General features: G+C 69.8%; 23 protein-coding genes and 1 tRNA gene. 10 read left to right on the top strand and 14 right to left on the bottom strand.

Features of this window, described 5'->3' with window-relative positions; translation table 11 throughout:
- Window positions 1-20 precede the first annotated feature (20 nt).
- Both E6R18_RS00535 and E6R18_RS00530 read right to left on the bottom strand, forming a co-directional pair.
- Window positions 21-1,619, bottom strand: a complete 1,599-nt coding sequence (locus tag E6R18_RS00535; RefSeq protein WP_136314823.1) for a polyamine aminopropyltransferase — start codon at window positions 1,617-1,619, stop codon at window positions 21-23.
- Window positions 1,620-1,703: 84 nt separating this feature from the next.
- Complete coding sequence (locus E6R18_RS00530; protein ID WP_136314822.1) at window positions 1,704-2,225, bottom strand: DUF2617 family protein; 522 nt, start codon at window positions 2,223-2,225, stop codon at window positions 1,704-1,706.
- A 761-nt stretch (window positions 2,226-2,986) separates the two neighbouring features.
- On the opposite strand from E6R18_RS00530, the gene E6R18_RS00520 reads away from it, so the two are divergent.
- On the top strand, window positions 2,987-4,165 hold the full coding sequence (locus E6R18_RS00520; RefSeq protein WP_136314820.1) for a pyridoxal phosphate-dependent aminotransferase: 1,179 nt from the start codon (window positions 2,987-2,989) through the stop codon (window positions 4,163-4,165).
- Between the two features lie 63 nt (window positions 4,166-4,228).
- On the opposite strand, the gene E6R18_RS00515 is transcribed toward E6R18_RS00520, so the two are convergent.
- The 3 genes from E6R18_RS00515 to clpB form a co-directional block, all read right to left on the bottom strand.
- The gene (locus tag E6R18_RS00515; RefSeq protein WP_136314819.1) at window positions 4,229-4,813 is read right to left on the bottom strand and encodes a YbjN domain-containing protein; all 585 of its coding nucleotides are present in this window, start codon (window positions 4,811-4,813) and stop codon (window positions 4,229-4,231) included.
- Between the two features lie 80 nt (window positions 4,814-4,893).
- Window positions 4,894-6,159, bottom strand: a complete 1,266-nt coding sequence (locus tag E6R18_RS00510) for an MFS transporter (RefSeq protein ID WP_168712248.1) — start codon at window positions 6,157-6,159, stop codon at window positions 4,894-4,896.
- 311 nt (window positions 6,160-6,470) lie between these two features.
- On the bottom strand, window positions 6,471-9,065 hold the full coding sequence (gene clpB, locus E6R18_RS00505; protein WP_136314818.1) for an ATP-dependent chaperone ClpB: 2,595 nt from the start codon (window positions 9,063-9,065) through the stop codon (window positions 6,471-6,473).
- A gap of 217 nt (window positions 9,066-9,282) precedes the next feature.
- Between clpB and E6R18_RS00500 the strand changes: the two genes are divergently transcribed.
- Entirely contained in the window at window positions 9,283-9,687 is a 405-nt protein-coding gene (locus E6R18_RS00500) for a TIGR03618 family F420-dependent PPOX class oxidoreductase (protein WP_136314817.1), read from the top strand.
- Window positions 9,688-9,785: 98 nt separating this feature from the next.
- Here E6R18_RS00500 and E6R18_RS00495 read toward each other — a convergent pair whose 3' ends face one another.
- Window positions 9,786-10,106 (bottom strand): (2Fe-2S)-binding protein, encoded by a 321-nt coding sequence (locus tag E6R18_RS00495; RefSeq protein WP_136314816.1) that lies wholly within the window; start codon window positions 10,104-10,106, stop codon window positions 9,786-9,788.
- A 1-nt stretch (window position 10,107) separates the two neighbouring features.
- Window positions 10,108-10,365: a hypothetical protein gene (locus E6R18_RS00490; protein WP_136314815.1), complete on the bottom strand. Its 258-nt coding sequence runs from the start codon at window positions 10,363-10,365 to the stop codon at window positions 10,108-10,110.
- 83 nt (window positions 10,366-10,448) lie between these two features.
- On the opposite strand from E6R18_RS00490, the gene E6R18_RS00485 reads away from it, so the two are divergent.
- Both E6R18_RS00485 and E6R18_RS00480 read left to right on the top strand, forming a co-directional pair.
- Window positions 10,449-11,459 (top strand): helix-turn-helix transcriptional regulator, encoded by a 1,011-nt coding sequence (locus tag E6R18_RS00485; protein WP_206308172.1) that lies wholly within the window; start codon window positions 10,449-10,451, stop codon window positions 11,457-11,459.
- 188 nt (window positions 11,460-11,647) lie between these two features.
- Complete coding sequence (locus E6R18_RS00480) at window positions 11,648-12,667, top strand: LuxR C-terminal-related transcriptional regulator (protein ID WP_136314814.1); 1,020 nt, start codon at window positions 11,648-11,650, stop codon at window positions 12,665-12,667.
- Between the two features lie 31 nt (window positions 12,668-12,698).
- On the opposite strand, the gene E6R18_RS00475 is transcribed toward E6R18_RS00480, so the two are convergent.
- The 4 genes from E6R18_RS00475 to dnaK form a co-directional block, all read right to left on the bottom strand.
- Window positions 12,699-13,145, bottom strand: coding sequence for a helix-turn-helix domain-containing protein (locus tag E6R18_RS00475; protein ID WP_136314813.1), 447 nt, complete (start codon window positions 13,143-13,145; stop codon window positions 12,699-12,701).
- Window position 13,146: 1 nt separating this feature from the next.
- A complete protein-coding gene (gene dnaJ / locus E6R18_RS00470; protein WP_136314812.1) occupies window positions 13,147-14,334 on the bottom strand; it encodes a molecular chaperone DnaJ in 1,188 nt (395 codons plus the stop codon).
- 132 nt (window positions 14,335-14,466) lie between these two features.
- Entirely contained in the window at window positions 14,467-15,117 is a 651-nt protein-coding gene (grpE, locus tag E6R18_RS00465) for a nucleotide exchange factor GrpE (RefSeq protein ID WP_136314811.1), read from the bottom strand.
- Window positions 15,114-16,970 (bottom strand): molecular chaperone DnaK, encoded by a 1,857-nt coding sequence (gene dnaK, locus E6R18_RS00460; RefSeq protein ID WP_136314810.1) that lies wholly within the window; start codon window positions 16,968-16,970, stop codon window positions 15,114-15,116. The genes grpE and dnaK overlap by 4 nt, the downstream gene beginning before the upstream one ends.
- A 249-nt stretch (window positions 16,971-17,219) precedes the next feature.
- On the opposite strand from dnaK, the gene E6R18_RS00455 reads away from it, so the two are divergent.
- The 3 genes from E6R18_RS00455 (at window position 17,220) to E6R18_RS00445 (ending at window position 21,492) form a co-directional block, all read left to right on the top strand.
- Window positions 17,220-17,897: a sugar transferase gene (locus E6R18_RS00455; protein WP_136314809.1), complete on the top strand. Its 678-nt coding sequence runs from the start codon at window positions 17,220-17,222 to the stop codon at window positions 17,895-17,897.
- Window positions 17,898-18,049: 152 nt separating this feature from the next.
- Window positions 18,050-20,317, top strand: coding sequence for a (Fe-S)-binding protein (locus tag E6R18_RS00450; RefSeq protein WP_136314808.1), 2,268 nt, complete (start codon window positions 18,050-18,052; stop codon window positions 20,315-20,317).
- A 200-nt stretch (window positions 20,318-20,517) separates the two neighbouring features.
- Window positions 20,518-21,492 carry a Yip1 family protein gene (locus E6R18_RS00445; protein ID WP_136314807.1) on the top strand — a complete coding sequence of 325 codons (975 nt, stop codon included), beginning with the start codon at window positions 20,518-20,520 and terminating at the stop codon, window positions 21,490-21,492.
- 63 nt (window positions 21,493-21,555) lie between these two features.
- On the opposite strand, the gene E6R18_RS00440 is transcribed toward E6R18_RS00445, so the two are convergent.
- Complete coding sequence (locus E6R18_RS00440; RefSeq protein ID WP_136314806.1) at window positions 21,556-22,056, bottom strand: phosphoribosyltransferase; 501 nt, start codon at window positions 22,054-22,056, stop codon at window positions 21,556-21,558.
- A 7-nt stretch (window positions 22,057-22,063) separates the two neighbouring features.
- A complete protein-coding gene (gene dcd / locus E6R18_RS00435) occupies window positions 22,064-22,639 on the bottom strand; it encodes a dCTP deaminase (protein ID WP_136205423.1) in 576 nt (191 codons plus the stop codon).
- Between the two features lie 452 nt (window positions 22,640-23,091).
- Between dcd and E6R18_RS00430 the strand changes: the two genes are divergently transcribed.
- A tRNA-Gly gene (locus tag E6R18_RS00430) sits at window positions 23,092-23,162 on the top strand.
- Here the strand turns inward: E6R18_RS00430 and E6R18_RS00425 are convergent.
- Entirely contained in the window at window positions 23,154-24,044 is an 891-nt protein-coding gene (locus E6R18_RS00425) for a DUF1932 domain-containing protein (RefSeq protein WP_136314805.1), read from the bottom strand. The two genes, E6R18_RS00430 and E6R18_RS00425, sit on opposite strands and share 9 nt — an antisense overlap.
- 227 nt (window positions 24,045-24,271) lie before the next feature.
- On the opposite strand from E6R18_RS00425, the gene E6R18_RS00420 reads away from it, so the two are divergent.
- Together E6R18_RS00420 and E6R18_RS00415 are read left to right on the top strand one after the other, a co-directional pair.
- Window positions 24,272-25,501: a helix-turn-helix transcriptional regulator gene (locus E6R18_RS00420; RefSeq protein WP_136314804.1), complete on the top strand. Its 1,230-nt coding sequence runs from the start codon at window positions 24,272-24,274 to the stop codon at window positions 25,499-25,501.
- 178 nt (window positions 25,502-25,679) lie between these two features.
- Window positions 25,680-26,003: a hypothetical protein gene (locus tag E6R18_RS00415; RefSeq protein WP_136314803.1), complete on the top strand. Its 324-nt coding sequence runs from the start codon at window positions 25,680-25,682 to the stop codon at window positions 26,001-26,003.
- Window positions 26,004-26,012: the final 9 nt, after the last annotated feature.

The raw sequence follows: 26,012 nt of genomic DNA, 5'->3' as shown, positions 1-26,012 counted from the left end.
CGCAGCCGTCCCCGACCGGCTCACCGCTCCTCCCAGTAACGGGGGTGCACCAGCGTCGACGGCTCAAGCCCGGGCAGCCGCCCGGCCTCCGCCCTGCGCCCCGCGTCCAGCAGCCCCGGCAGGGTCAGGGAGCGCAGCGCGGGCGCCTTCGGGTCCAGGCCGAGCGTGGGCCGCGCGCCCCTCGCTGCCAGCAGGAACCCCCAGCCGCGGTCCCCGGCCGTGCCGCCCGGGGCCCGGCCGGGGCCCGCCACGGAACTTGAGCAGCGCCCCCTGACCCGGTAGGGGCGCGGATGCAGCCCGGCCGCCCGCATCGACGCGTCGACCGTCCAGTACGTGCGCGGGTGGCCCACGGGCGGGCCGCCGTGCACCACCACACGGCCGTGTGGCGTGAGGGCCTCGGCGACCAGGCCGTAGAACTCCGCCGAGTACAGCTTCGTGCTCGCCGATATCCCGGGGTCCGGCAGATCGGAGATCACCACGTCGTAGCGGCCGTGGGCGGTGCGCAGCCAGGTGAACGCGTCGCCGGTCAGCGCCGTCACCCGGGGGTCGTCCAGCGCGTGCCCGTTCAGCGCGGAGAGCGCGTGGTCCGTGCGGGCCAGTCGGGTGACGGCGGGGTCCAGCTCCACCAGCGTCACGCTCCGCACGTCCGGGTAGCGCAGCACCTCCCGGGCCGCCAGCCCGTCCCCGCCGCCCAGGATCAGCACCCGGGCGTGCGGCCCGTTCATCGCCGGGTGCACCAGCGCCTCGTGGTAGCGGTACTCGTCGCGCGAGCTGACCCGCAGCCGCCCGTCCAGGTAGAGGTCCAGGGAGCTGCGGCCCGCGCCGGTCAGCACGACCTCCTGCACGTCCGTCTGCACGGCGACCCGCACCTGGTCCCCGTACACCGCGCGCCGCGCCGCCCGCTCGAAGTCGTCGGCGAGCAGCGCGGCCGTGGCCAGCACGGCGATCACCGTCACGTTGGCGGCGATCAGCAGCCACCTCGACCGGGCCGGGACGTCCCGCCGGAACACCCACAGCACCAGCGCCCCGCCCGCCGCCGCGTTCACCGCGCCGGTCAGCAGCGCGCCGGTCAGCTGCCCGAGCACCGGCAGCAGCAGAAACGGGAACGCGAGGCCGCCGACGAGCGCCCCCACGTAGTCCGCGGCGAAGAGATCGGCGACGGCCCCGCCCGCGTCCTGCCGGTCCACCCGCTGGATCAGCGTCATCAGCAGGGGGACCTCGGCGCCGATCAGGATGCCGATCGTCAGCGAGAACCCGACCAGCGCGTACTGCGACTCCCCGAACCAGGCGAACGACGCGTAGAGCACGAGCGCCGAGAAGCCGCCGATCAGGGCGAGCGCCGCCTCGATCAGCCCGAAGCCCACCGCTGCGCGGCTGCGTAAACGTTTCGCGAGCAGCGAGCCGATCCCCATCGCGAACACCATCACGGACAGCACGACGGACGCCTGGGTGACCGAATCACCGATCAAGTAGGAGGCGAGCGCGACCAGTTCGAGCTCGTACACCAGTCCACAGGCCGCGCAGACGAAGACGGCGGCCAGCACGAGGTACCGACCGGTCCTCGGCCGGACGGGAAGCCGCGCCGCGCCCCCTCGCAGCGACACATGCTGGTCGATCATGCCGCGAACGCTACGTCACTGATCCGTTGCCGCTTGTCACCCACAAGGGTGCAACTGACGCACCCGCGGCGCAGTCGGCGTCCGTCACAGCGCCGCCGCCGGCATGCGCACGCCCACCCGGGTCCGGGTCACCACGAGCTGCCCCTCCTGGGGGTACGCGTGCCAGGTGCGCCACCGCACCTGGCCCTCGGTGCGCTGGGCGAGCATGGCGGTGAAGGCGTGCGGGCTGCCCGGGAACGTCCCGGCCAGGCCGTGGGGGTGGTCGGCGACGAGCGCCAGCAGCTCCTGGGCGCGCCCCGCGAAGGAGCCCGCGCCGAGGGTCTCGACGCGGGCCGCGAACTCGTACTCCCAGTCGCCGATCCGTTTGGCGACGCCCAGGGGCAGCGGGGTGCTGCTGCCGGGCATACAGGCGACGGTCTCGGAGCAGCTGCCGCGCTCCTCCTCCAGGAGCACCTGGTGGGAGGCGCCGAGCAGCCTCAACTGCATGGTGGCGCCCGCGAGCTGGAGGTCGAGGACGGCCAGCGCCGGGAGCGGTTCGCGCCCCAGCGCCCAGGCGAGATCGGCGGCACGGGTGTCGGAATAGGCCGTATGAAGGGTCGTGAGCATGGGTCGGCTCCGCAAACACGCATGGACACATGGACAGGGGACGCCCCCGCGTCGTGCGCGTGGGAGGTGGGAAGCGCCCGATCAGGTCCAACTGGGGTCCGAGGGCTGGATGTTCTCTCCACCGAGGGAATCACGAACTACGCCGCACTCACAGCGTTTTTGCCCAACTTGCCAGGGTTTCCATCCCCTCGGGGGCCTTCCGCTCATCTGTTCACCGCAGACGCGCCGCCGAGCCCAACAAAAAGGTCTCCGGCGGGACTTGGCGTGTGTCGCACCCGTCCCGCCGGGCACCTCGCGGACCAGCTGCCCCGTGTCAGCTGCCTCCGCCGCATCCGCCCCCGCCGCCGCAGGAGGAACCCCCGCCGCAGGAGTGGCCGCCTCCGCAGGAATGGCCACCGGAATGACCGCCCGAGTGGCCGCCGCTGCCGCAGGACGAGCCCCCGTCCGCGCCACCGGCCCACCAGCTGCCCCCGGCCGTCCCGCCGCCCACCACGCCGCGCCGCCTGCCGCGAACCGGCGTACGCCCCTGCCCGCCGGCCCCCGCCAGCTTCACCACGAAGGCCACGAGGGCCACGAGGGCCACGGCCAATACGACCGGGATCACCCAGACCACGACACCACCCATGACCTCACGTCCTTCCGTCCCCCGAAGCGAGGCCCCCCGCTCCGCGCCCATTCCGGCGTGGAGGGGAAATGCCCTCACGCCGACGGGCCCAAAGCAGACTTGAGCAAGTCCAGAGCTTGCGCGCAGGATGGCGGTCATGACACAGGGACGACCGCTGCTCAACCGCCGCCTCGCCGAGTTCGGCACGACGATCTTCGCGGAGATGTCCGCGCTGGCCGTGCGCACCGGAGCCATCAACCTCGGCCAGGGCTTCCCGGACACCGACGGCCCCGAGGAGGTCCGCGAGGCCGCGGTCCGCGCCCTGCGCGCCGGCCACGGCAACCAGTACCCGCCCGGCCCCGGCGTCCCCGAGCTGCGCACCGCGATCACCGCCCACCAGCAGCGCCGCTACGGCCTGGCGTACGACCCCGACACCGAGGTCCTGGTCACCGCCGGCGCCACCGAGGCCATCGCCGCCTCCCTCCTGGCGCTCCTGGAGCCCGGTGACGAGGTCATCGCGCTGGAGCCGTACTACGACTCGTACGCCGCGTGCATCGCCATGGCGGGCGCCACCCGCGTTCCCGTCACCCTGCGCCCCGACACCTCGTCCGGCACCTACCGGCTGGACCTGGACGAGCTGCGGGCCGCGGTCACGCGGCGTACCCGGCTGCTGCTGATCAACACCCCGCACAACCCCACCGGCACCGTCCTGACCCGCGAGGAACTGGCGGCCATCGCGGAGCTGGCGTGCGAGCACGAGCTGCTGGTCGTCACCGACGAGGTCTACGAGCACCTGGTCTTCGAGGGCGAGCACCTGCCGCTGGCCGGCTTCCCCGGCATGCGCGAGCGCACGGTCACGATCTCTTCCGCCGGCAAGACGTACTCGTACACCGGCTGGAAGATCGGCTGGGTCACCGGGAGCCCTGAGCTGGTGACGGCGGTCCGCTCGGCGAAGCAGTTCCTGACGTACGTCTCCGGCGGCCCCCTCCAGTACGCCGTCGCCGAGGCGCTGCACCTGCCCGACCGCTTCTACGAGGAGCTGCGCGCGGATCTGCTGGCCAAGCGGGACCTGCTGTGCGCCGGGCTCGCGGAGGCCGGGTTCGCGGTTCACCGGCCGGCCGGCACGTACTTCGTCACCACCGACATCCGCCCCCTCGACCCGTCCGGCGACGGGATCGCGTTCTGCCGGGCGCTGCCGGAGCGGTGCGGGGTGGTGGCCGTCCCCAACGCCGTCTTCTACGACCACCGGGACCAGGGCGCGCCCTTCGTCCGCTTCACCTTCTGCAAAAGGACCGAAGTGCTACAGGAGGCCGTCACCCGGCTCCGGAAGCTCTGACACACCGCGAAGCCCGGCACGGGGGCTCCCGTGCCGGGCTTCGCGGTGTGGTGCGGTGGCGGCTCAGGCGTCCGGGGCGGCCGTCTCCGTGCCGTCCGCGCCATCAGCGGCCTTCTGCTCGGCCGGGGCCAGGCCCAAGCGCTCCAGCAGCCACTTGTCGAACTCGATGGAGGCGCGCACCCAGCTGACCGTCGAGGAGACGAAGTGCTCCAGGGAGACGCCGGTGCCGATGAGCATCTGCGCCTCACCGATCAGGCGGACCGAGGGGCCGCCCTCCTCCGAGCCCTCCTCCGAGCCCTCCTCGGGCTCGTGGGTGTGCGTGTAGACCTTGGGCCACAGGGTGCGGCGGTTCCAGTCGTCGATCGCGTCGAGGAGGACCGGGCGCTGGTCCGTGTCGTGCGGGCGGTCGTAGAACGTGCGGACCGAGAAGACCTGCTGCTCGCCCTCGCCGCGGAACATGAAGTACGTGCGGAATTCCTCCCACGGCGCGGCGAGGTCGCCCTCGTCGTCGACGACGTACTTCAGCTCCATCTGGTCCAGCAGCTGCTTGACGAGGTCCTGGTCAGGGACGACGGGGCCCTCCGGTCCTGCCGCCTGCGGTTCGGGCTGACCCCCGAAGTTGGGAATCGAGGACGGGTCGATAGACATCGCTGGTACTCCTGTGGATCTCGTGGTTTCCTGCCGACGACCCTAGCCGCGTTTGGCCGCCGGGGCGTAGACCGCCCGGGCTACGCCTTCTCCGGAATCATCCCGGCCCCGGTGCCCCGGGCCCGGGCCCAGGCCGTGGCGGCGAGGAAGGCGCAGACCACCCCGAGGAGCCCGGAGGCCCCGATGGTGGTCGCCGAGGAGCCGGTCAGCTCGGTCACCGCGCCACCGGACGCCACGCCGATGCCCTGCATGGCGATCATGCCCGACCGGGCGAGCCCCAGTGCCTGGCCGCGCCGGTCGGCCGGGGTCAGCAGGACGAAGGTGGCCCCGGCGGTGATCTGGTAGGCCGAGAACACCCCGGCGACGAGCAGCAGGAGCATCGCCGCTTCCGCACTGGGGTCCAGCAAGTAGGCGACCAGCGGCAGGTTCGCGGCGACCGCCAGCGGGCCGAGCAGCCGGCGCCGGGTCTCGTCCCCGACCCCAGGCCGTCCCAGCAGGGCCGCCCCCAGCACCATGCCCGCCGGATGCGAGGCGAGCAGCAGCCCCACCGTGTAGGCCCCGCCGCCGGTCTCGTCCGCGAACGGGGCGGCCAGCCCCTCCGGCAGGACGACGAAGCCCGCGAGCCAGCCCAGTACGAGCAGCGAGCGAAGTCTGCGATCCGACCAGATCAGTGCGGCGGCGCCGCCGACCCGGGCGCCGAGCTTCGCCGTACGGGCCTCGGTGCTCGTCACCGGGCGGGCCTTCACCCCGAACCGGATGAGGGCCGCGGAAAGCAGGAAGGTCACCGCGTTCACCGCCAGCGAGCGGTTGCTGCCCAGCCACGCGGCGAGCAGCCCGCCCCCGGCGAAACCGACCAGCTGGCCGACCTGGTGGGTGATCTGCATGATCCGCTGGCCCCGCTCGTAGCGCTCGACGCCGAGCACGGTGGGCAGCAGCGCGCCCTGGGCGGCGCCGAAAGGTGCCTCGGCCAGCTGCGCCAGGACCAGCAGTCCGGCGAGCAGCGGCAGCGGCATCCCCGGCAGTGCCATCAGCCCGACGAGCACCATCCGGGTCAGGTCACAGCTGATCATGACCGTGCGCCGGGGGAACCGGTCCGCCAGACCGGAGAGCAGTACCCCGGACAACAGGGCCGGCAGGGTGGTCAGGGCATAGGTTGCCGCGGTCCATCCCGGCGAGTCCGTACGTTCGAAAACAAGCAACGACAGCGCCACACGCGCCAGCTGGTCGCCCAGGATCGACTGAGCATAAGCAGACCAAAGAGTACGGAATTCGCCAAGGTGAAAGAGATTGTCAGATCTGGACTTCTTGGGCCCGTTGGTTATCTCATCGCCTATCCGCTCGTTCATGCGGGCACGCTACCGGCCACCCGATTCGACCTCTAACCCCAACCGCGGGCAGATAGCCGCAGGTGAAGCGCGGTGTCCTGCTTTATACGCACCCCCCTGACCGGACGGCACGGCTCCACGTCGCGAACTCCCTTGCCAGAAGCGGTGTACGGGGGTCGCGACAACTCCCGGGAGGGAGTTCACGCACCGGGAGCCGGGCGCAACGTTTGGCTCGATACCGATGTTGAAGAATGGATCACACGAGGCGCAGGAATGTGACACCCGACTTCTCGGGTGTCACATTCCCGGCCGACGGCCCCCGCCGGGCCGTCTCAGGTCGCCGCGCCGACGATGAGTCCGTCCTCGAACCGGTCCACGCGGACCGTGTCGCCGTCCTTGATCTCGCCCGCCAGGATCTCCTTGGCGAGCCGGTCGCCGATCGCCGTCTGGATGAGGCGGCGCAGCGGCCGGGCGCCGTACGCCGGGTCGTTGCCCTCCTCGGCCAGCCAGGACAGGGCCTGAGGGGTGACCTCCAGGGTGAGCCGGCGGTCGGCCAGGCGCGCCGCGAGCCGGTCGATCTGGAGCCCCGCGATGTGCGCGAGCTCGTCGCCGGACAGGGCGGAGAAGACGACCAGGTCGTCCAGCCGGTTGAGGAATTCCGGCTTGAAGGAGGCCCGGACGACCTCCATGACCTGCCGCTTCTTCTCCTCCGGTTTGGTCAGGGGGTCGGTCAGGAACTGGCTGCCGAGGTTGGACGTGAGGATCAGGATGGTGTTGCGGAAGTCCACCGTCCGGCCCTGTCCGTCGGTGAGCCGGCCGTCGTCCAGGACCTGGAGCAGGATGTCGAAGACCTCGGGGTGGGCCTTCTCGACCTCGTCCAGCAGGACGACGCTGTACGGGCGGCGGCGGACCGCCTCCGTGAGCTGGCCGCCCTCCTCGTAGCCGACGTATCCGGGCGGGGCGCCGACCAGCCGGGCGACGCTGTGCTTCTCGCTGTACTCGCTCATGTCGATGCGGACCATGGCCCGCTCGTCGTCGAAGAGGAAGTCCGCGAGTGCCTTCGCCAGCTCGGTCTTGCCGACACCGGTCGGGCCGAGGAAGAGGAACGACCCGGTGGGCCGGTCGGGGTCGGCGATACCGGCCCGGGTGCGGCGTACCGCGTCCGAGACGGCCTGCACGGCCTCGGTCTGCCCGATCAGGCGCCGGCCGAGCTCCGCCTCCATGCGCAGCAGCTTCTGCGTCTCGCCCTCCAGCAGGCGGCCTGCCGGGATGCCGGTCCAGGCGCCCACCACATCGGCGATGTCGTCCGGCCCGACCTCCTCCTTGACCAGGGTCTCCTTGGGCTCGCGGGCGGCCTCCTGCTCGGCCTCGTCGGCCTCGGCCAGCTCGCGCTCCAGGCCGGGGATCTCCCCGTAGAGCAGCTTGGAGGCGGTGTCGAAGTCGCCGTCGCGCTGGGCGCGTTCGGCCTGGCCGCGCAGGTCGTCCAGGCGCTCCTTCAGCTCACCGACCCGGTTGAGGCCCTGCTTCTCCTTCTCCCAGCGGGCGTTGAGCCCGCGCAGCTCCTCCTGCTTGTCGGCGAGGTCGCGGCGCAGCTTCTCCAGGCGCTGCCGGGAGGCGGCGTCGGTCTCGTTCTTGAGCGCCAGCTCCTCCATGAGCAACCGGTCGACGGAGCGCTGGAGTTCGTCGATCTCGACGGGCGAGGAGTCGATCTCCATGCGCAGCCGGGAGGCCGCCTCGTCCACCAGGTCGATGGCCTTGTCCGGCAGGAAGCGGGAGGTGATGTAGCGGTCGGACAGGGTCGCGGCGGCGACCAGCGAGGCGTCCGCGATCTGCACCTTGTGGTGGGCCTCGTAACGGCCCTTGAGCCCGCGCAGGATCGCGATGGTGTCCTCGACGGACGGCTCCGCCACCAGCACCTGCTGGAAGCGGCGCTCCAGGGCGGGGTCCTTCTCGATCCGCTCGCGGTACTCGTCCAGCGTGGTGGCGCCGACCATCCGCAGCTCGCCGCGGGCCAGCATCGGCTTGAGCATGTTGCCCGCGTCCATGGCGGAGTCGCCGCCCGCGCCCGCGCCCACGACGGTGTGCAGCTCGTCGATGAAGGTGATGATCTGGCCGTCGCTCTCCTTGATCTCGGACAGGACGGTCTTCAGGCGCTCCTCGAACTCGCCGCGGTACTTCGCGCCCGCGACCATGGCGCCCAGGTCCAGCGAGACGAGCCGCTTGTTCTTCAGGGACTCGGGCACGTCGCCCTTGACGATGCGCTGGGCGAGCCCTTCGACCACGGCGGTCTTGCCGACGCCGGGCTCACCGATGAGCACCGGGTTGTTCTTGGTGCGCCGCGAGAGCACCTGGACGACGCGGCGGATCTCCTGGTCACGGCCGATGACCGGGTCGAGCTTGCCCTCGCGCGCGGCCGCGGTGAAGTCCGTGCCGAATTTCTCCAGGGCCTTGTACTGGCCCTCCGGGTCGGCAGTGGTCACCCGTCGCCCTCCCCTGCTCTTCTCGAACGCGTCCAGCAGCTTCTTCGCACTGGCCCCCTGTCCGTCGAGGATCTCACCGGCACGGCCGCCCTTCGCTGCGATCCCGATCAGCAGGTGCTCGGTGGAGATGTAGTCGTCGCCCAGCTCCCCGGCGCGCTGCGCGGCGTCCGCGATGACGGCGAGCAGCTCGCGGTTGGGCTGGGGCGGTGCGACGGTCGACCCGGTCACGCTGGGCTGCGCGCCCAGGAGCCTTTCGGTCTCGGTGCGTACGGCGATCTGGTCGGCCTCGACGGCGGCCAGCAGATCGATCAGGTTCTCGTTGTCCTCACCCGAGAGCAGCGCGAGCAGCAGATGCCCCGGGGTCAGATCGGGGTGACCGTCCTTCACGGCCCTGCTGGTGGCCGCGTTGATGGCGTCCCGGCTCCTGTTGGTCAGCTCGGCGTCCACGTGCGCTGTCTCCTCCTCGCGATGACGGGCTCCGGTCTCACTTCTATGACACGGTCAACGTGTACAAAGTTGAGTCTATTCCACTCAATGCCGAGGCCGCCCAGAGCTGAGCCCATTCCACTCAAGGCGAAAACCCGGCCCGCCCCACCTCCGAGTGAAGCGGCCGCCCCGGGTACCCGCCACCGCAGCGCTCCGGGGCCCGCCTACGCTGTGGCCCATGGCAGTCGACGTACACCACCCCGGCCCCGAGTACCTCGCCTTCTGGCGCGAGAACCACGTGTGCACGCTCACCACGCTCCGCCCGGACGGCACCCCGCACGTGGTGCCGGTGTGCGTGACGTACGACCCCGAGGCCGGCCTCGCCCGCGTCATCACCAACAAGCACAGCCGCAAGGTCGCCAACATCCTGGCCGCCGGCCCGGACGGCGCCCGCGTCGCGGCGTGCCAGGTGCACCGCCGCCGCTGGGCGACCCTGGAGGGCGTGGCCCGCGTCAGCACCGACCCGGACAGGGTCGCGGACGCGGTACGCCGTCACACGGAGCGCTACGACCGCGTGCCCTCGCCCAACCCCGACCGGGTCGTCATCGAGATCACCCTCGACCGGGCGCTCGGCCGCGGCTGAGACGTCCGGACACAGCACAACGGCGCCACCGTGTTCAGGTCACGGTGGCGCCGTTGTGTGGGGGAGTGACTGAGCGACGTGGAACGACGGGGGATCGCTCAGGCACTGCGGGGGGTGGCGGAAATGGCTTCGGGTTCGAACAGCTGGTGGTCACGCTGTGCGAGGTTCACGAAAATCATGTCGTAGCGGATGGCGCAGCGCACCGGCTGCGGCGCGCCCCGCGGCTTGCGCAGGCAACGGTAGGCGCGGAGCTCGCCGTCGTCCTCGCGGGCGACGACGACCGGATCGCCGAACAGAGTGACCATCAACGAGTCACCACGGTGGGGCAGCGCCGTGACGAGATCGATGAAATGCCACCCTGACCGGTAGGCGGTCGCCATCTCGCGCCGGAAGGTCCGGTCGTCCGGCGGGGTGGTCATGTCAGGCGCCCGCCCGGGTCGGCAGCGAATTCCAGCTGATCTCGGTCGACGCGACGGATGCCTGGGAGAGCCAGCTGATCTCGCCGGATGATCCAACAGCCTCGACACTCCAGCTGATCTCACTGGGGCCGACGGGCTTCTCAGCCCCCGTACCGATCTCGCCGGCGCCACCCAGAACGCCGTAGCCCAGGCCAGCGACGAACGAGGCGGCAAGCGCCGAGCGAAGCATTCGCTTATACATAGTCAGCTTCGTCCTCACTTGTGGATTCTTCTCCCCCGCACCTAAGACGATGTCTCACCTGGGCACACGAACACCACTGAGTCGATGCATCATGTTCCTGCATGTTCAGGAACCTGGGGGGTGCGGATATGGCTACAAGTGACCCAAAGGGGACACATCACCACGGGATCACTGATCTCTGCGCCGACGGAGGGCGTCTTTACGCCAGCGCGTTGCGCTCGGGACGCATCTCCCGGGAGGAAGCGACTTCGGCCCCCTGTCTGATGGACTTCGCCCTCCTCCATCCGGACCCCGACGACCCGGACTGGCTCCGGCCGCTCCCGCCGTCCACAGCGCTCGCTCAGCGCCTTCACCCCATCGAACGCGAGATCCAGGAGCGCCGGCGCCGCTCCCTCGAACTGACCGAGTCATTCGAGCCGTTCATGGACATCAGCGCGCAGGTACCCCCTACCACTCACGCCATTACCGTGCTGGAGGGAAAACACCGGATCAACGCCGCCCTCGACCTGGCCACTGCGGAGTGCCGCACGGAGGTCCTCACGGTCCAGCCAGGAGGCGACCGCGGTGAAGACCGCCTCCGGGAGGGCCTGGAGCGCGCTCTGCTGGTGGTGCACCGAGGAGTGAGCATGCGCACCCTCTACCAGCACACCGTCCGGCACAGTCAGGGGACGCTCGCCTATGCCGAGCGACTGGCCGACGGCAAGGTGGAGATACGCACACTCGAGGAACTCATCGCCCGGCTGATCGTCTTCGACCGGACAGTCGCCTTCATTCCCGCGCGCAGCGACGACCAAGTCGCCCTGGAGTTGCGTCACCCCGGGCTGGTCGACTACTTGATCAAGGTCTTCGAACAGCTCTGGAACCGCGCGTCCCCTCTCCTGGGTGAGCTTCCGTACCCCCCAGCCCCCAAAGGCGTCAGCGGTGTTCAGCGCTCCATCGCACAACTCCTCGTAGAAGGGCATGTGGACGAGGCCATAGCCCGCCGCCTGGGAATGAACGTCCGCACCTGCCGAGCCCACGTGGCCAAGCTGTCCGTCATCCTCGGCAGCACCAGCCGGGCCCAGCTGGGGTACCTGATCGCCCGGTCAGGGATCCTGGAACAGGACTCCTGACCGGGCCGGGCCCCAAAGATCCCCACCCCCCGGGCCGGCAAGGCATGGCCACCCAACGGGGGAGAAGTGTGGCCAGGCCCTGGATCAGCCGGGGAAGTTCCCGGCTTCCCCGACACCTCCACAGTGGCCCGGGGACTACGCTTCCACCACCGTCATCTTGCTGCACTGCCGAAAGTGGGGGGTCGCGAATGGGCAGAGAAGAAGACATATCGCACCACCCGCACGGAGACCTGGAACTGTGCGAGGCGGCGGTCAGTATCTACACCGAGGCGCTCAGCGCGGGACGGATACCCCGGACCGCACTGGAACCAGCCCCCTGCCTCACCGAGTTGGCCCTCGTCCATCCCGACCCCCAGGACAACGGCTGGATCCGTCCGGTGCCGCCGTCCGCGGCCCTGGCCCATCTGCTGCAGCCGGTCACACGGGAGATCCACGAACGCATCAGGCTCTCCGCCGCCCTGGCCGACTCGCTGGCACCCCTGGCCTCCGTCGCCAGCACCGATCCCAATCTCGCCATCACCGTCCTCGAAGGCATCCCGCTGATCGAGGCGGCCATCCAGAACGCCACGGACGGCGCGCGGGACGAGGTCCTGACCCTGCAGCCCAGCGGCAACCGGCCCGTCGAGCAGCTCAAGAAGGCACTGGAACGCGCCCTGACGATGTCCGAGCGGGGCGTGACACTGCGCCACCTCTACCAGCACCCGGCCCGCTACAGCCCGGCCATCAAGGCATACCTCCACGAGGTGCCGGCCGGCCACATCCAGGTACGCACCATCGAGCAGACGGTCGAGCGCCTCTTCGTCTTCGACCGCACCGTGGCCTTCATCCCCGCCAGCGCCAGCCGCGACGTCGCCCTGGAGATCCGCCACCCCGCGCTCGTGCGCTACTTGATCCAGGTGTACGAAGTGCTGTGGGCCCAGGCCAACCCGCTCACGGCCCCCCTCCAGGCCGCCCCGCCCCACACCTCGGTCACCCCGACCCAGCTGAGCGTCGCCCGCCTCCTCGTCGAGGGGAACACCGACCAGGTCGTGGCCCGCAAGCTCGGCATCAGCGTCCGCACCTGCCGCGCCCACATCTCCCGGCTCATGCAGGCCCTCGGCGCCACCAGCCGCACCCACCTCGGCGCCCTGCTCGTCCGTTCCGGCGTCGCCGAGCCCTCCTCACCGCACACGACGACGCGGCCCGCCATGCCCGGAACACCGGGATGACGGGCCGCGTACGCGCGGGCGGGGGGGCCGCTCAGTCCTTCGGCCGCTTGGGCCGCCAGACCACCAGCGCGCCGGCCTGCTGCACGTCCTGGTAGGGGACCAGGTCGCGCCGGTACGACGCGTGGACCTGCGCCTCGCGCTGCTGCATCGCCGCCGCGGCGCCGTCCACGGCCGCCGAGAGTTCGGCGACGCGCTGCTGCAGGGCCGCGACCTGGTTCTCCAGCTCGATGATGCGCTTGATGCCGGCGAGGTTGATGCCCTCGTCCTGCGACAGCTGCTGCACGGTGCGCAGCAGTTCGATGTCGCGGGCCGAGTAGCGCCGGCCGCGTCCGGCCGTGCGGTCGGGGGAGACCAGGCCGAGGCGGTCGTACTGGCGCAGTGTCTGCGGATGCAGGCCCGAGAGCTGGGCCGCGATCGAGATCACGTACACCGGGGACTCGTCGGTCAGTTCGTACGGGTTACGCCGTCGGCCGTCCACCTCAAGCTCCCTTCGCCGCCTGGAACAGCTCCGCCCGCGGGTCCTGGCCCGCGGTCGCCTCGCGGTAGGTCTCCAGTGCGTCCCTGGCCTCGGTGCCCAGGTCGGTGGGCACGCTCACCTCGACGGTGACCAGGAGGTCGCCCCGGGTGCCGTCCTTGCGGACCGCGCCCTTGCCGCGGGCCCGCATCGTACGCCCATTCGGGGTACCGGCCGGAAGCTTCAGCGTCACGGGCGGCCCGCCGAGCGTGGGGACCTTCACCTCGCCGCCGAGCGCCACCTCCGTGAAGGTGACGGGCACCGTGACGGTGAGGTTGTCGCCCTTGCGGCCGAAGACCGGGTGGGCGTCGACGTGGACCACGACGTACAGGTCGCCGGCCGGTCCGCCGCGCTCGCCGGGCGCGCCCTTGCCGCGCAGCCGGATGCGCTGGCCGTCCGAGACGCCCGCCGGGATGCGCACCTGCATGGTCCGCGAGGAGCGGGCCCGGCCGCTGCCCTTGCAGACCTCGCAGGGGTCCTGGGCGATGAGGCCGCGGCCCTTGCAGTCCACGCACGGGTCGGTCAGCGAGAAACCGCCGCCGCTGCCGCGCGAGACCTGTCCGGTGCCGACGCAGGTCGGGCAGACCCTGGGGGTGCCGTTCTTGTCGCCGGTGCCGGAGCACGCCTTGCAGGGTGCCTGGCTGGACATCCGCAGCGGGACCGTGGCCCCGTCGACCGCCTCGGTGAAGCTGAGCGTCACCTCGGACTCGATGTCCTGACCGCGCCGCGGCTGCACCCGCGTACCGGCGCCGCCGCCGCGGTTGAACAGGCCGCCGAACACGTCGCCGAGGCCGCCACCGCCGCCGAAACCGCCGGCGCCGCCCTGGCCCCCGCCCGGGGCGCCCCCGAAGAGGTCCCCCAGGTCGAAGTTGAAGTTGCCCTGGGCGCCGCCCGGCCCGGCCCGGAAGCCGCCGTTGCCGAAGAGGGCGCGCGCCTCGTCGTACTCCTTGCGCTTCTTGGTGTCGCCGAGGACGTCATTCGCCTCGGAGATCTCCTTGAAGCGCTCCTCCGCCTTGTCGTCGCCCTTGTTGGCGTCCGGGTGGAACTCGCGGGCGAGCTTCCGGTACGCCTTCTTGATCTCGGCGTCGGTGGCGTCCTTGGGGACGCCGAGAACCTTGTAGTAGTCCTTCTCGACGAAGTCCTTCGTACTCATCGACGTCCCTCCTTCCGGACGACCGGCCGGGAGCCTCCCGTCCGGGCGGTGCCGGGCCCGAAGGCCCTGGCACGGCCCGGACGGAAGGTCCTGGTGGCCGGGCGGTGTGCTGCCAGGTGATCGGACGGAATGTCAGACCTCCTCGCCGCCACCGCTCTCCTCGTCGTCTGCCTTCTCTTCCTTCGCGGCCGCGGGGGCCGCCCCCGGCTGGGGCTCGGCGACCGCGACCCGCGCGGGACGGATCGTGCGCTCGCCGATCCGGTACCCGGGCTGCAGGATCGCCACGCAGGTCGTCTCCGTGACGTCCGGCGCGTAGCTGTGCATCAGGGCCTCGTGGATCGTCGGGTCGAAGGGCTCGCCCTCCTTGCCGAACTGCTGCAGGCCGAGCTTCGCGACGACCGTCTCCAGCGATTCGGCCACCGACTTGAACCCGCCCACGAGCTCTCCGTGCTCCCGGGCCCGGCCGACGTCGTCGAGCACGGGCAGGAGCTCGGACAGGAGGTTCGCGACGGCGATCTCCTTGACCGTGACCCGGTCCCGCTCCACGCGGCGGCGGTAGTTCTGGTACTCGGCCTGAAGCCGCTGGAGGTCGCCGGTGCGCTCGGTGAGCGCGCTGCGTGCCTGGTCCAGCTGCGCGGTGAGTGCCGTGATCTGGTTCGCGTCCCCGGCCGGGGCCGCCGCCTCCTCCTCGGAGGGGGTGGCGGCCTTCGGCTCGGCGTCTTCAGGGGTGGCGCCGGAGGGGACGTCGGGCTCCTCCTCGAAGCCCGGAGTCTCCTCGGTCACGCCGCACCGCCCTTGGTGTCCTTCTCGTCGTCGACGATCTCGGCGTCCACGACATCGTCCTGGGCGTCGCCCTGCGCCTGCTCGGCACCCGGCTGCGCGTCCTGCGGGCCGCCCTCGGCCTGGGCGTTGGCGTACATCGCCTGGCCCAGCTTCTGGGAGACGGCCGCGACCTTCTCGGTGGCCGTGCGGATCTCGGCGGTGTCCTCGCCCTTGAGCTTCTCCTTCAGCTCGGTGAGCGCGGTCTCCACCTCCGCCTTCACGTCACCGGGGACCTTGTCCTCGTTGTCCTTGAGGAACTTCTCGGTCTGGTAGACGAGCTGCTCGCCCTGGTTGCGCGACTCGGCGGCCTCGCGGCGGGCGTGGTCCTCCTCCGCGTACTTCTCGGCCTCCTCACGCATCCGGTTGACCTCGTCCTTCGGCAGCGAGGAGCCGCCGGTGACGGTCATCTTCTGCTCCTTGCCGGTGCCGAGGTCCTTCGCGGCGACGTGCATGATGCCGTTGGCGTCGATGTCGAACGCGACCTCGATCTGCGGGACGCCGCGCGGGGCCGGCGGCAGACCGGTCAGCTCGAACATCCCGAGCTTCTTGTTGTACGCCGCGATCTCGCGCTCGCCCTGGTAGACCTGGATCTGCACGGACGGCTGGTTGTCCTCGGCCGTCGTGAAGATCTCGGAGCGCTTGGTCGGGATCGTGGTGTTGCGCTCGATGAGCTTCGTCATGATGCCGCCCTTGGTCTCGATGCCGAGGGACAGCGGGGTGACGTCGAGGAGCAGGACGTCCTTGACCTCGCCCTTGAGGACGCCGGCCTGGAGCGAGGCGCCGATGGCGACGACCTCGTCCGGGTTCACGCTCTTGTTGGCCTCCTGGCCACCGGTCAGCTCCTTGACGAGCTCGGTGACGGCCGGCATACGGGTCGAGCCACCGACGAGAACGACGTGGTCGATCTCGGAGAGCTGGATGCCCGCGTCCTTGATGACGTTGTGGAACGGGGTCTTGCAACGGTCCAGGAGGTCCGCGGTGAGCTGCTGGAACTGCGAGCGCGTGAGCTTCTCATCCAGGTGCAGCGGGCCCTCGGCGGACGCCGTGATGTACGGCAGGTTGATCGTGGTCTCCGTCGAGGAGGACAGCTCGATCTTCGCCTTCTCCGCGGCCTCGCGCAGACGCTGGAGAGCCATCTTGTCCTTGGAGAGGTCCACGCCGTGCCCGTTGGCGAACTGCTTCACCAGGTAGTCGACGACGCGCTGGTCCCAGTCGTCGCCACCGAGCTGGTTGTCACCGTTGGTGGCCTTCACCTCGACGACGCCGTCGCCGATCTCCAGGAGGGACACGTCGAAGGTGCCGCCACCGAGGTCGAAGACGAGGATCGTCTGGTCGTCCTTGTCGAGCCCGTACGCCAGCGCGGCGGCCGTCGGCTCGTTCACGATGCGCAGGACGTTCAGGCCCGCGATCTCGCCGGCCTCCTTCGTCGCCTGGCGCTCGGAGTCGTTGAAGTACGCCGGGACGGTGATCACCGCGTCGGTGACCTTCTCGCCCAGGTACGACTCGGCGTCACGCTTGAGCTTCTGCAGGATGAAGGCGCTCATCTGCTGCGGGTTGAAGCTCTTGCCGTCCAGGTCGACCTTCCAGTCAGTGCCCATGTGGCGCTTGACGGAGCGGATGGTCCTGTCGACGTTGGTCACTGCCTGGCGCTTGGCGACCTCGCCGACCAGCACCTCGCCGTTCTTCGCGAAGGCGACGACGGACGGCGTGGTCCTGGCGCCCTCTGCGTTGGTGATGACGGTGGGCTCGCCGCCTTCGAGAACGCTGACGACGGAGTTAGTCGTGCCCAGGTCGATGCCGACCGCACGTGCCATTTCGATTCCTCCAACTGACTACTTGAGTGGATCTGACTCAAGGATGCACGACACCCGTCCCGGAGTCAACAGACCTGAGTCAGATCGACTCAACTTACGTGCACACACCTCGCGCCACCGGCGACACCTGCCCGCCCGCGAGTCATACAACCCCTCCCCATCATGGCCGCATGGGATTGTTCTGTCACAAAATGCCGTGAGCAGTGCAAAACCGGCATCCGATCCGCCGATTCCAGGCAGGTGCGAACGATGCGTACGCAGGGACAGTGGAGAAGAGGACCCCGGCCGCGCCCCTGGCGCCCGCCACGGGCATCCCGCCTGGCGACCGCGCGCGAGACCCTGCGGGCCCTGGCCCCCGCACCCCTTCCCCGCCCGACCGCCAAACGCACCCTCGACGTACTCCTCGGCTCGGCCCTGCTGCTCCTGGCCGCCCCCCTGCTCACCGCCGCCGCCCTGGCGCTCGCCGCCCGGCACCGCTCGGCGGACGTACTGACACGCTCGCCCCGCACCGGGCTGCACGGCCACCCCTTCGTCCTGCGCTCCCTGCGCACCCGCCGCCTCAAGCTGGACGTGGTCTCCCGGCTGCACCACGTCGTACGGGGCGAGCTCTCCCTCGTCGGTCCGGCGCCGCTCGCCCCGGGCGACGTACGGAACGGGTCCGGAGGTGCGCGACACTGGCGGTCGGAGCTGAAGCCCGGCCTCACCGGCCTGGCCCAGGTGCGCCACCGCTCGGGGATGCCGTGGGACGAGGCGGACCTCCTCGACCAGCACTACGCGGAGCATCAGGGGCTGCGGCTGGACCTGGCGGTCCTCGCCGGGGCGGCCGGCGCTCCCCTGCGCGAGGCGGCCCGTGCCCTGCGGCGGCGCGGCAAGGCACACCTGAGCGACACAGATCACCGCCTGCCCGGCTACAGGACGGCGGAATAAGTGGATAGTGTCAGCACAGACTGATTAAGTTACTGCTTAGTAGTAGCGATACTCGTAGTCCCGGTGCTCACGTCCCAGTGCTCACCGGCAGACGCAGTACTCGCTAGTAGACGCTGGATCGATCCCACCCTCGCAGGCCCGAGGAGCCCCCAATGCAACTCGCCGCGATCATCGTGTCGCTGGTGCTGACCGTGGTCGGCGTTGCGCTCATCGCCCGAGCCGTCGCGCAGATCTACCGGTTCGTCACGCTCGGACAGCCGGTCCCGGCCGGCAGTCGCACCGACAACCCGAAGCAGCGCACCCTCACCCTGGTCAGGGAATTCCTCGGCCACACCCGGATGAACCGGTGGGGGATCGTCGGCTTCGCGCACTGGTTCGTCGCCATCGGCTTCCTGACCCTGCCGCCGACACTGCTCCAGGCGTACGGGCAGCTGTTCAAGGCCGACTGGGTCCTGCCGATCATCGGTGAATGGCTGCCGTTCGAGCTGTACATCGAGTTCATCGGCCTGATGACGACGGTCGGCATCCTCGTGCTGATCGCCATCCGGCTGCTGAACCTCCCGTCCCGGGCGGGCCGCAAGTCCCGCTTCGCCGGCTCGAAGGCATGGCAGGCGTACTTCGTCGAGTACGTCATCCTCGTCATCGGCCTGGCGATCCTGACCCTGCGCGGCCTTGAGGGCGCGATCCACCACGTCGACGGCTACGAGGCCGCGTACTTCGTCTCGTACCCGCTGGTCCTCGCCTTCAAGGGACTGGCGCTCGGCACGCTGCAGAACCTCATCTACTTCGTCGCGATGATCAAGATCGGCACCTCGCTGATCTGGATGATCACGGTCTCGCTCAACACCAACATGGGTGTCGCCTGGCACCGATTCCTCGGCTTCCCGAACATCTGGTTCAAGCGGAACGCCGACGGCGAGGTCGCGCTCGGCGCGCTCCAGCCCATGACCACGGGCGGCAAGGAGATCGACTGGGAGGACCCGGCCGAGGACGCCGTCTTCGGTGTCTCCCAGGTCGAGCAGTTCTCCTGGAAGGGCATCCTCGACTTCTCCACGTGCACCGAGTGCGGCCGCTGCCAGTCGCAGTGCCCCGCCTGGAACACCGGCAAGCCGCTCTCCCCCAAGCTCCTGATCATGTCCCTGCGCGACCACGCGCACGCCAAGGCCCCGTACCTGCTGGCCGGCGGCGGCAAGGACATGGAGGGCGAGGAGAAGGCTTCGGCCGAACAGCTGAAGGACGTCCCCGCGGCCGCCCTCGCGGAGGCCGAGCGCCCCCTGATCGGCACGCTGGAGGAGAACGGCGTCATCGACCCGGACGTCCTCTGGTCCTGCACCACCTGCGGTGCGTGCGTGGAGCAGTGCCCGGTCGACATCGAGCACGTCGACCACATCGTCGACATGCGCCGCTACCAGGTGATGATCGAGTCCGCGTTCCCGTCCGAGGCGGGGACCATGCTCAAGAACCTGGAGAAGAAGGGCAACCCCTGGGGGCTCGCCAAGAAGCAGCGCGTCGAGTGGACCAAGGAGGTCGACTTCGAGGTCCCGATCGTCGGCAAGGACGTCGAGGACCTCACCGAGGTCGACTACCTCTACTGGGTCGGCTGCGCCGGCGCCCTGGAGGACCGCGCGAAGAAGACCACCAAGGCTTTCGCCGAACTCCTCCACATCGCGGGCGTCAAGTTCGCGATCATGGGTGGCGACGAGAAGTGCACGGGTGACTCGGCCCGCCGCCTGGGCAACGAGCCGCTGTTCCAGCAGCTCGGCGCCGAGAACGTCGCGATGCTGAACATGGCCTTCGGCGAGGACGACGAGGACGACTCGACCAAGAAGGCGAAGGCGACGAAGAAGATCGTCGCGACCTGCCCGCACTGCTTCAACACGATCGCCAACGAGTACCCGCAGCTCGGCGGCGAGTACGAGGTCATCCACCACACGCAGCTGCTCCAGCACCTCATCGACGAGGGCAAGCTGATCCCGGTGACCCCGGTCGAGGGCCTGATCACGTACCACGACCCCTGCTACCTGGGCCGTCACAACAAGATCTACACGCCCCCGCGCGAGATCATCGCGAAGGTCCCGGGCCTGCGGAACGAGGAGATGCACCGCCACAAGGAGCGCGGCTTCTGCTGCGGCGCCGGTGGTGCCCGGATGTGGATGGAGGAGCGGATCGGCAAGCGCATCAACAACGAGCGCGTCGACGAAGCCCTCTCCCTCAACCCGGACATCGTCTCCACGGCCTGCCCGTTCTGCCTGGTCATGCTGACCGATTCGGTCAACGGCAAGAAGAACGACGGCAAGGCGAAGGAGTCGATCCAGGTGGTCGACGTGTCGCAGCTGCTGCTCGACTCCGTGAAGACCCCGGCCGACCCGGCGGGCGAGCCGGAATCGGCCGACGCACCGGAGCCGGAACCGGCGAAGTAGCCGGACCCGCGCCACGGCGGAGCAAAGCGGTCGGACCTGCCTCGGGGGCAGGACCGGCCGCTTCTGCTTTCCCACCGGGGGGGCATGCTCCGGACAGCCCCCCGGGGTTCCCTTAGGGGATGTCACAGTCGGGCGTCAAAGGCAGGCCAGTTCCCCTGCTCCCGGCGCCCGCCCCCGAACGAGCAGGTACGTTCGATGACGTGGCTGGATTCAGGATCGGACGCGGCCGGGACAACCGCACCCCGCAAGGGCAACAGCAACCGCGGCAGCAGCCGTACGGCAATCAGGCGCCTCCGCCGCCGTACGGACAGCAGCCATGGCCGCCGACGGGAGGACCGGGCGCCCCGCACCACGCCGCACCGGGCCTCCACGACGGCGGTGCCTACCCCGCCGGCGGCGGCTACAACCCCGGCGGCGCCTACCGCTCGGGCGGGCGCGACGGTGGCGGCTACACCGGCGGCGGCCCCGACGAGCCCGAGTACTTCGCCGACCCGTACCCCCAGCAGGGCGGCCCGCACCACGGCGACCCGTACGCGAACAACCCCGGCCACACGCAGGCGTTCAGCATCGACGAGGAGCCGTACAGCGACGGCAACGCCTACCGCGCCGGCCACTCCCCGGCCCCGCCCATGGGCCCGCGCCTGCACTGGAAGCAGCTGCTCAGCGGCATCGTGACGCGCCCCGGCCCGACGTTCTGGCAGATGCGCGACTACCCGGTCTGGGGCCCCGCCCTGATCGTGACGTTCCTCTACGGCCTGCTCGCCCTCTTCGGCTTCGACCAGGCCCGCGACGACGCGATCCACACCCCGGTCTCCAGCGTGGTCCCGTACGTCCTCATCACGGGCGTCTGCTTCGTGCTCGGCGGCCTGGTGCTGGGCGCGGTCACCCACACACTGGCCCGCCAGCTCGGCGGCGACGGCTCGTGGCAGCCGACGGTGGGCCTGTCCATGCTGATCATGTCCATCACGGACGTCCCGCGCCTGGTGTTCGCGATGTTCCTGGGCGGCGAGAACTCCCTGGTCATGATCCTCGGCTGGCTCACCTGGCTGGCCGCGGCGGCGCTCCTCACCTCGATGGTGAGCAAGTCGCACGACCTGCCGTGGCCGAAGGCGCTGGGCGCGTCGGCGATCCAGCTGCTGGCACTCGTGTCGATCCTGAAACTGGGCACGATCTGACCCCGGAAAGAAAAAGGGCCCGGCGACGGAGAAATCCGCCACCGGGCCCTCACACGTACTCACTCAGGCGTCGAGAACCTGCCCGCTACGCCGCACGACGGGCTTCTCCACACTCCACGGGAAGTTGATCCAGCGATCGGTCTTCTTCCACACGTACTCGCATTTCACGAGCGAGTGGGACTTCTCGTAGATGACCGCGGACCGCACCTCGGCGACGTGATCGATGCAGAAATCACGCACCAGCTTCAGCGTCTTCCCGGTATCGGCGACATCGTCGGCGATCAGGACCTTCTTCTCCGAGAAGTCGATGACGTTGGGCACGGGCGCCAGCATGACGGGCATTTCCAAGGTGGTGCCCACACCCGTATAGAACTCCACGTTCACCAGGTGGATGTTCTTGCAGTCCAGCGCGTACGCGAGAGCGCCCGCGACGAACACCCCGCCGCGCGCGATGCTCAGCACCACGTCCGGCTCGTACCCGTCGTCGGCCACGGCCTGCGCCAGCTCCCGCACGGCATGCCCGAAGCCGTCGTACGTCAGGTTCTCCCGCACATCGTCACTCATCGGGCCCTCACACCTGCGTCCGGTGGAAATTCATGTAGGAGCGCGACGCGGTCGGCCCGCGCTGCCCCTGATAACGAGATCCGTACCGCTCGGAGCCGTAAGGAAACTCCGAAGGAGAACTCAGCCGGAACATACACAGCTGACCGATCTTCATCCCCGGCCACAGCTTTATCGGCAGCGTCGCCAGATTCGACAGCTCCAGGGTCACGTGCCCGGAGAAACCGGGATCGATGAACCCGGCCGTGGAATGCGTGACCAGCCCGAGCCGGCCGAGCGAACTCTTCCCCTCCAGCCGCGACGCGAGATCGTCGGGCAGCGAGATGACCTCGTACGTCGACGCCAGCACGAACTCCCCGGGGTGCAGGATGAACGCCTCGTCCCCGTCCGGCTCGACGGTACGGGTCAGATCGACCTGCTCGACGGCCGGGTCGATGTGCGGGTAACGGTGGTTCTCGAACACCCGGAAGTAGCGGTCGAGCCGCACATCGATGCTCGAGGGCTGCACCATCGACGCATCGAATGGATCAATACGTACGCGTCCGGCGTCGATCTCGGCCCGGATGTCCTTGTCTGAGAGAAGCACCCACCGAGGATACGCAGAACGCGCGGGCCCACCCCCATCGGGCCGCCCGCGCGCCTGTCACCCGCCCGCTACCGCTGCTCGAACACCACAGGCACTGCATGCCGCAACCGAGCACAACGAGGACAACGGATCAGCCGCCCTGGCCCGATCCGCCCGGCCCCGAGCTGCTGCATCGGAAACGAGGTGGTAGCGAAAACGTGCCCTTCGGCACAGCGGACGACGGTGCGCTCCATGGAGTCCATCTAGTCCCTTCCCCATCAAGCCGTGGACGAGACCGCCACATTAGGGGATGAACAGGACGCCCCTCCACGCGGCACTCCGACCACCCACGCTACGCCCCCAACTCCCGCCCCCGACACCCACATCACCCTCCCCGTCACAGCCCACACCTGGGGCGGTCCGCGATGGGGTACAGTGTGGAACGATGCGTCGCTGATCAGCGGCTGCGTCACGCGGGTGTAGTTTAATGGTAGAACATGAGCTTCCCAAGCTCAGAGCGCGAGTTCGATTCTCGTCACCCGCTCTTTGAATCAAGGCCCTGGTCAATGACCGGGGCCTTTCTTGTTGAGCCGTCCGGTTTCCGTAGTCGGGAAAGGACTTCTGCGACGGTGATGTCGTACTGGCCCTTGTCCCGTTCCCAGCAGGAGAGAACCCGGGCCGTGGCCTCGGCCATGTCCGCAGGCAGACCGGCAGCACGAAGCGCATCGGCGACCTCCTCCATCTCAGGCGCCCACCGCCAGGCCCGAGCCGCCACGCTCGGCAGGTACTCCGGATCGGAGAGAATCGCGGAGACCATGACCTCCGCTTCGGCTGTCAGCTGCTCGCCGACCCCATGGGCGTCGGCCAGCGCGTGCGCGACGCCGGCGAGCGTACGAGCGGCCTTCTGGTAACTGGCAAAGGCCATCTTCAGAGCGGAAGCAGAACCGACCACGTCACCGACCCGGCACACGTGCAGGGCGGTGTCCGCGAACAATGACGCGACCAGGTCAACGGCGGAGCCGGACCCTGCGAGGTAGAGCCGTGCCGTACGCCCTGCGCCCGGTGGCTGACCGAAAACGGAACCGTCGACGACTACGGAGCCGGGGCGGATCTCCTCGTCGATCCTCCGTACGCGCTGAGGGCTAATGGCGTTGACATCGACGTACACCCCGTCGAAAGCGTGCGCAGCTACGGCCCCGGCCACGTCCTCCGCCGCCTGCGGTGGACAGACCGAGAGAACAACCGCGCTACGGGACAGAGCTTCCGCAAGCGAGTCACAGGCTGTGGCGCGGGCCTCCCCCGCGCGGCGCCGCGTCTCCGCGCTGCGCTCCTTCGGCACCCACAGCACCTCGTGGCCGCCGCCGACAAGCTCGGCGCTGACCGCCGCGCCCATGGCTCCAGGGTGCAAGACGGTTACGACGGTCACTGGCTGCCTCCGGCGGAATGCGACGAGGGGTGTCTCATCGACATGATCCTCTGCCGTGGTGCAGCACAGCGGGGGACTCGGTGCCTGGCTCGGACGAGCGGCCGACCGCCGGTACGGGACGAGGTCTCTCACGCGGAGGCCGCGTCATGGGTACCGTGCAGGAGACGAACTCTGTACGGACAGACCGGCGGTCGCGCCGGAACGTCCGGCGGCCGGGAGGTGTCCAGATGCTGGAGGAAGCCGAGGAGATCGGCAAGCGCGCTCGCAGGGCGAGGCTGCGGCTGGGCATGCCGCAGGCCGACCTGGCAACGGCCCTGGGGAAGTCCCAGGGCTGGGTGTCGAAGATGGAGCGTGGCCTGATCGAGCTGGACCGGGTCGGGCTCCTCAACCAGGTGGCCGCCGAGCTGCACGTCCACCCGAACGACCTGATCGGACGCCCGTACAGCAACTCCCCCGACGACAACCAGTGGCAGGTCGCCGCCTCATCGATTCTGCGCGAACTGCGCCGCTACGACCTCGTCCCCGTATTCGATGGGACTCCGCGACCCTCGTCGCAGCTGTGGCGTGAGGTGACCCGGCTGCACCGCCTGCGGGACACCGCTTCCAACGTGGCGATTCTCCGGGTTCTCCCCGACCTGTTCCGCGAGGCGCGTGCCCTGGCCGAGGAGTCGGAGGGGCACGAGCGGGAGGAGGCGTACGCCGTCTACGCCGTGTGCTGCAAGTTCGCGCACACCGCCGCACACGCCCTCGGGCATCCCGAACTGGTAGCCATGGCGTGCGAGCGGGCCGCGTGGTCGGCCAGGCTGTCGGGGGATCCCGTGTTGCCCGCCGTCGCCGACTGGATGCGGGTCTGGGACATGTGGGCGACGGCTGACTGGACCGACGCCCTGATGCTCTCGGACAAGGCGATCACCTCGGTGGAGCAGGAGTACGACCGTGGCGAGCCGCTGGCCGTACGAGCCTGGGGCACGCTGCAGCTGCGAGCCGCGGTTTCCGCCGCCCGAGCCGGCCGCGCCTCGGAGGCCGAGGACCGTATCGGTCACGCGAAGGCTGCTGCCGAACGCATGGACGCGTACGTCGGAGTGCCGGTGTACGACCGGCATTCGCTGACCTTCTCCGCCGGGAACGTGCAGATCCACGCCATCAGCGTGGCTCTGGAGATGGGCAAGCAGGGCAAGGCCCTTGAGATAAACCGTCGTACCAGCCCAGACCTGGTCGGGTCGCTGCCCAACTCCCGTCAGGGCCATCACCACATGGATGTCGCGCGTGCCTGGCTGTGGGACGGGAACCGCATAAACGCCCTGGCCGAGCTGGAGACAGCTGAGCGGATCGCGCCCCAGCTCGTGCGGAACCACCCCATCGCCCGTTCGACGCTACGCAGCATCGTCTACGCGGAACGAGCAGTGACGCGGGAGAAGTTGCGGCGCATGTCCGACCGCTTCCACCTGGACGGATAGGGGTCGTATTCCTCCGGCTCATATTCGGGGGTCGTCGTGTCCCTAACTTCAGAGCATGACGCGACAGCCCTTTCCCCATCTCCCCTCGCAGGGAGTCGAGTTAGGTACGGCAACACCCTTCACTCCGCGGCTCGGCGACCTCGCCACTGACAGCGCCCGTGAGGGTCGTGTCGGTGTCGTGGTCGCCCTCCCCGGCGAGGGCTCCGCCACGACTTACCACCTGCGCCCGCCCGGAGGCGGAACCCAGTGGTCCGCGCCCGCCGACGGGACGACGCTCAGGCCGGTGCCCGCGAAGGCCACGCACGCCACGCTGCTGGCCGGCCGGGACTCGGTCTACGACCGGAGGGCCCGGCAGGGATCGGTCCCCGTCGAGTTCCACTTCGACGACGGCTCGACCCTCGACGGCGCACTCATCCTCACCACGGCAGAGCTGGAGCGGCTGTACGCGCAGACCAGCCGCCTCTTGGAGGCGCACGAGCGCGCCCTCGGCGGCACCTCGTGACCGGGGCGC

Source organism: Streptomyces sp. A1277, from assembly GCF_004795015.1.
Lineage (GTDB): Bacteria > Actinomycetota > Actinomycetes > Streptomycetales > Streptomycetaceae > Streptomyces.
Note: the sequence above shows the minus strand (reverse complement) of the source record. Positions and strands in the feature narration are given on the sequence as shown.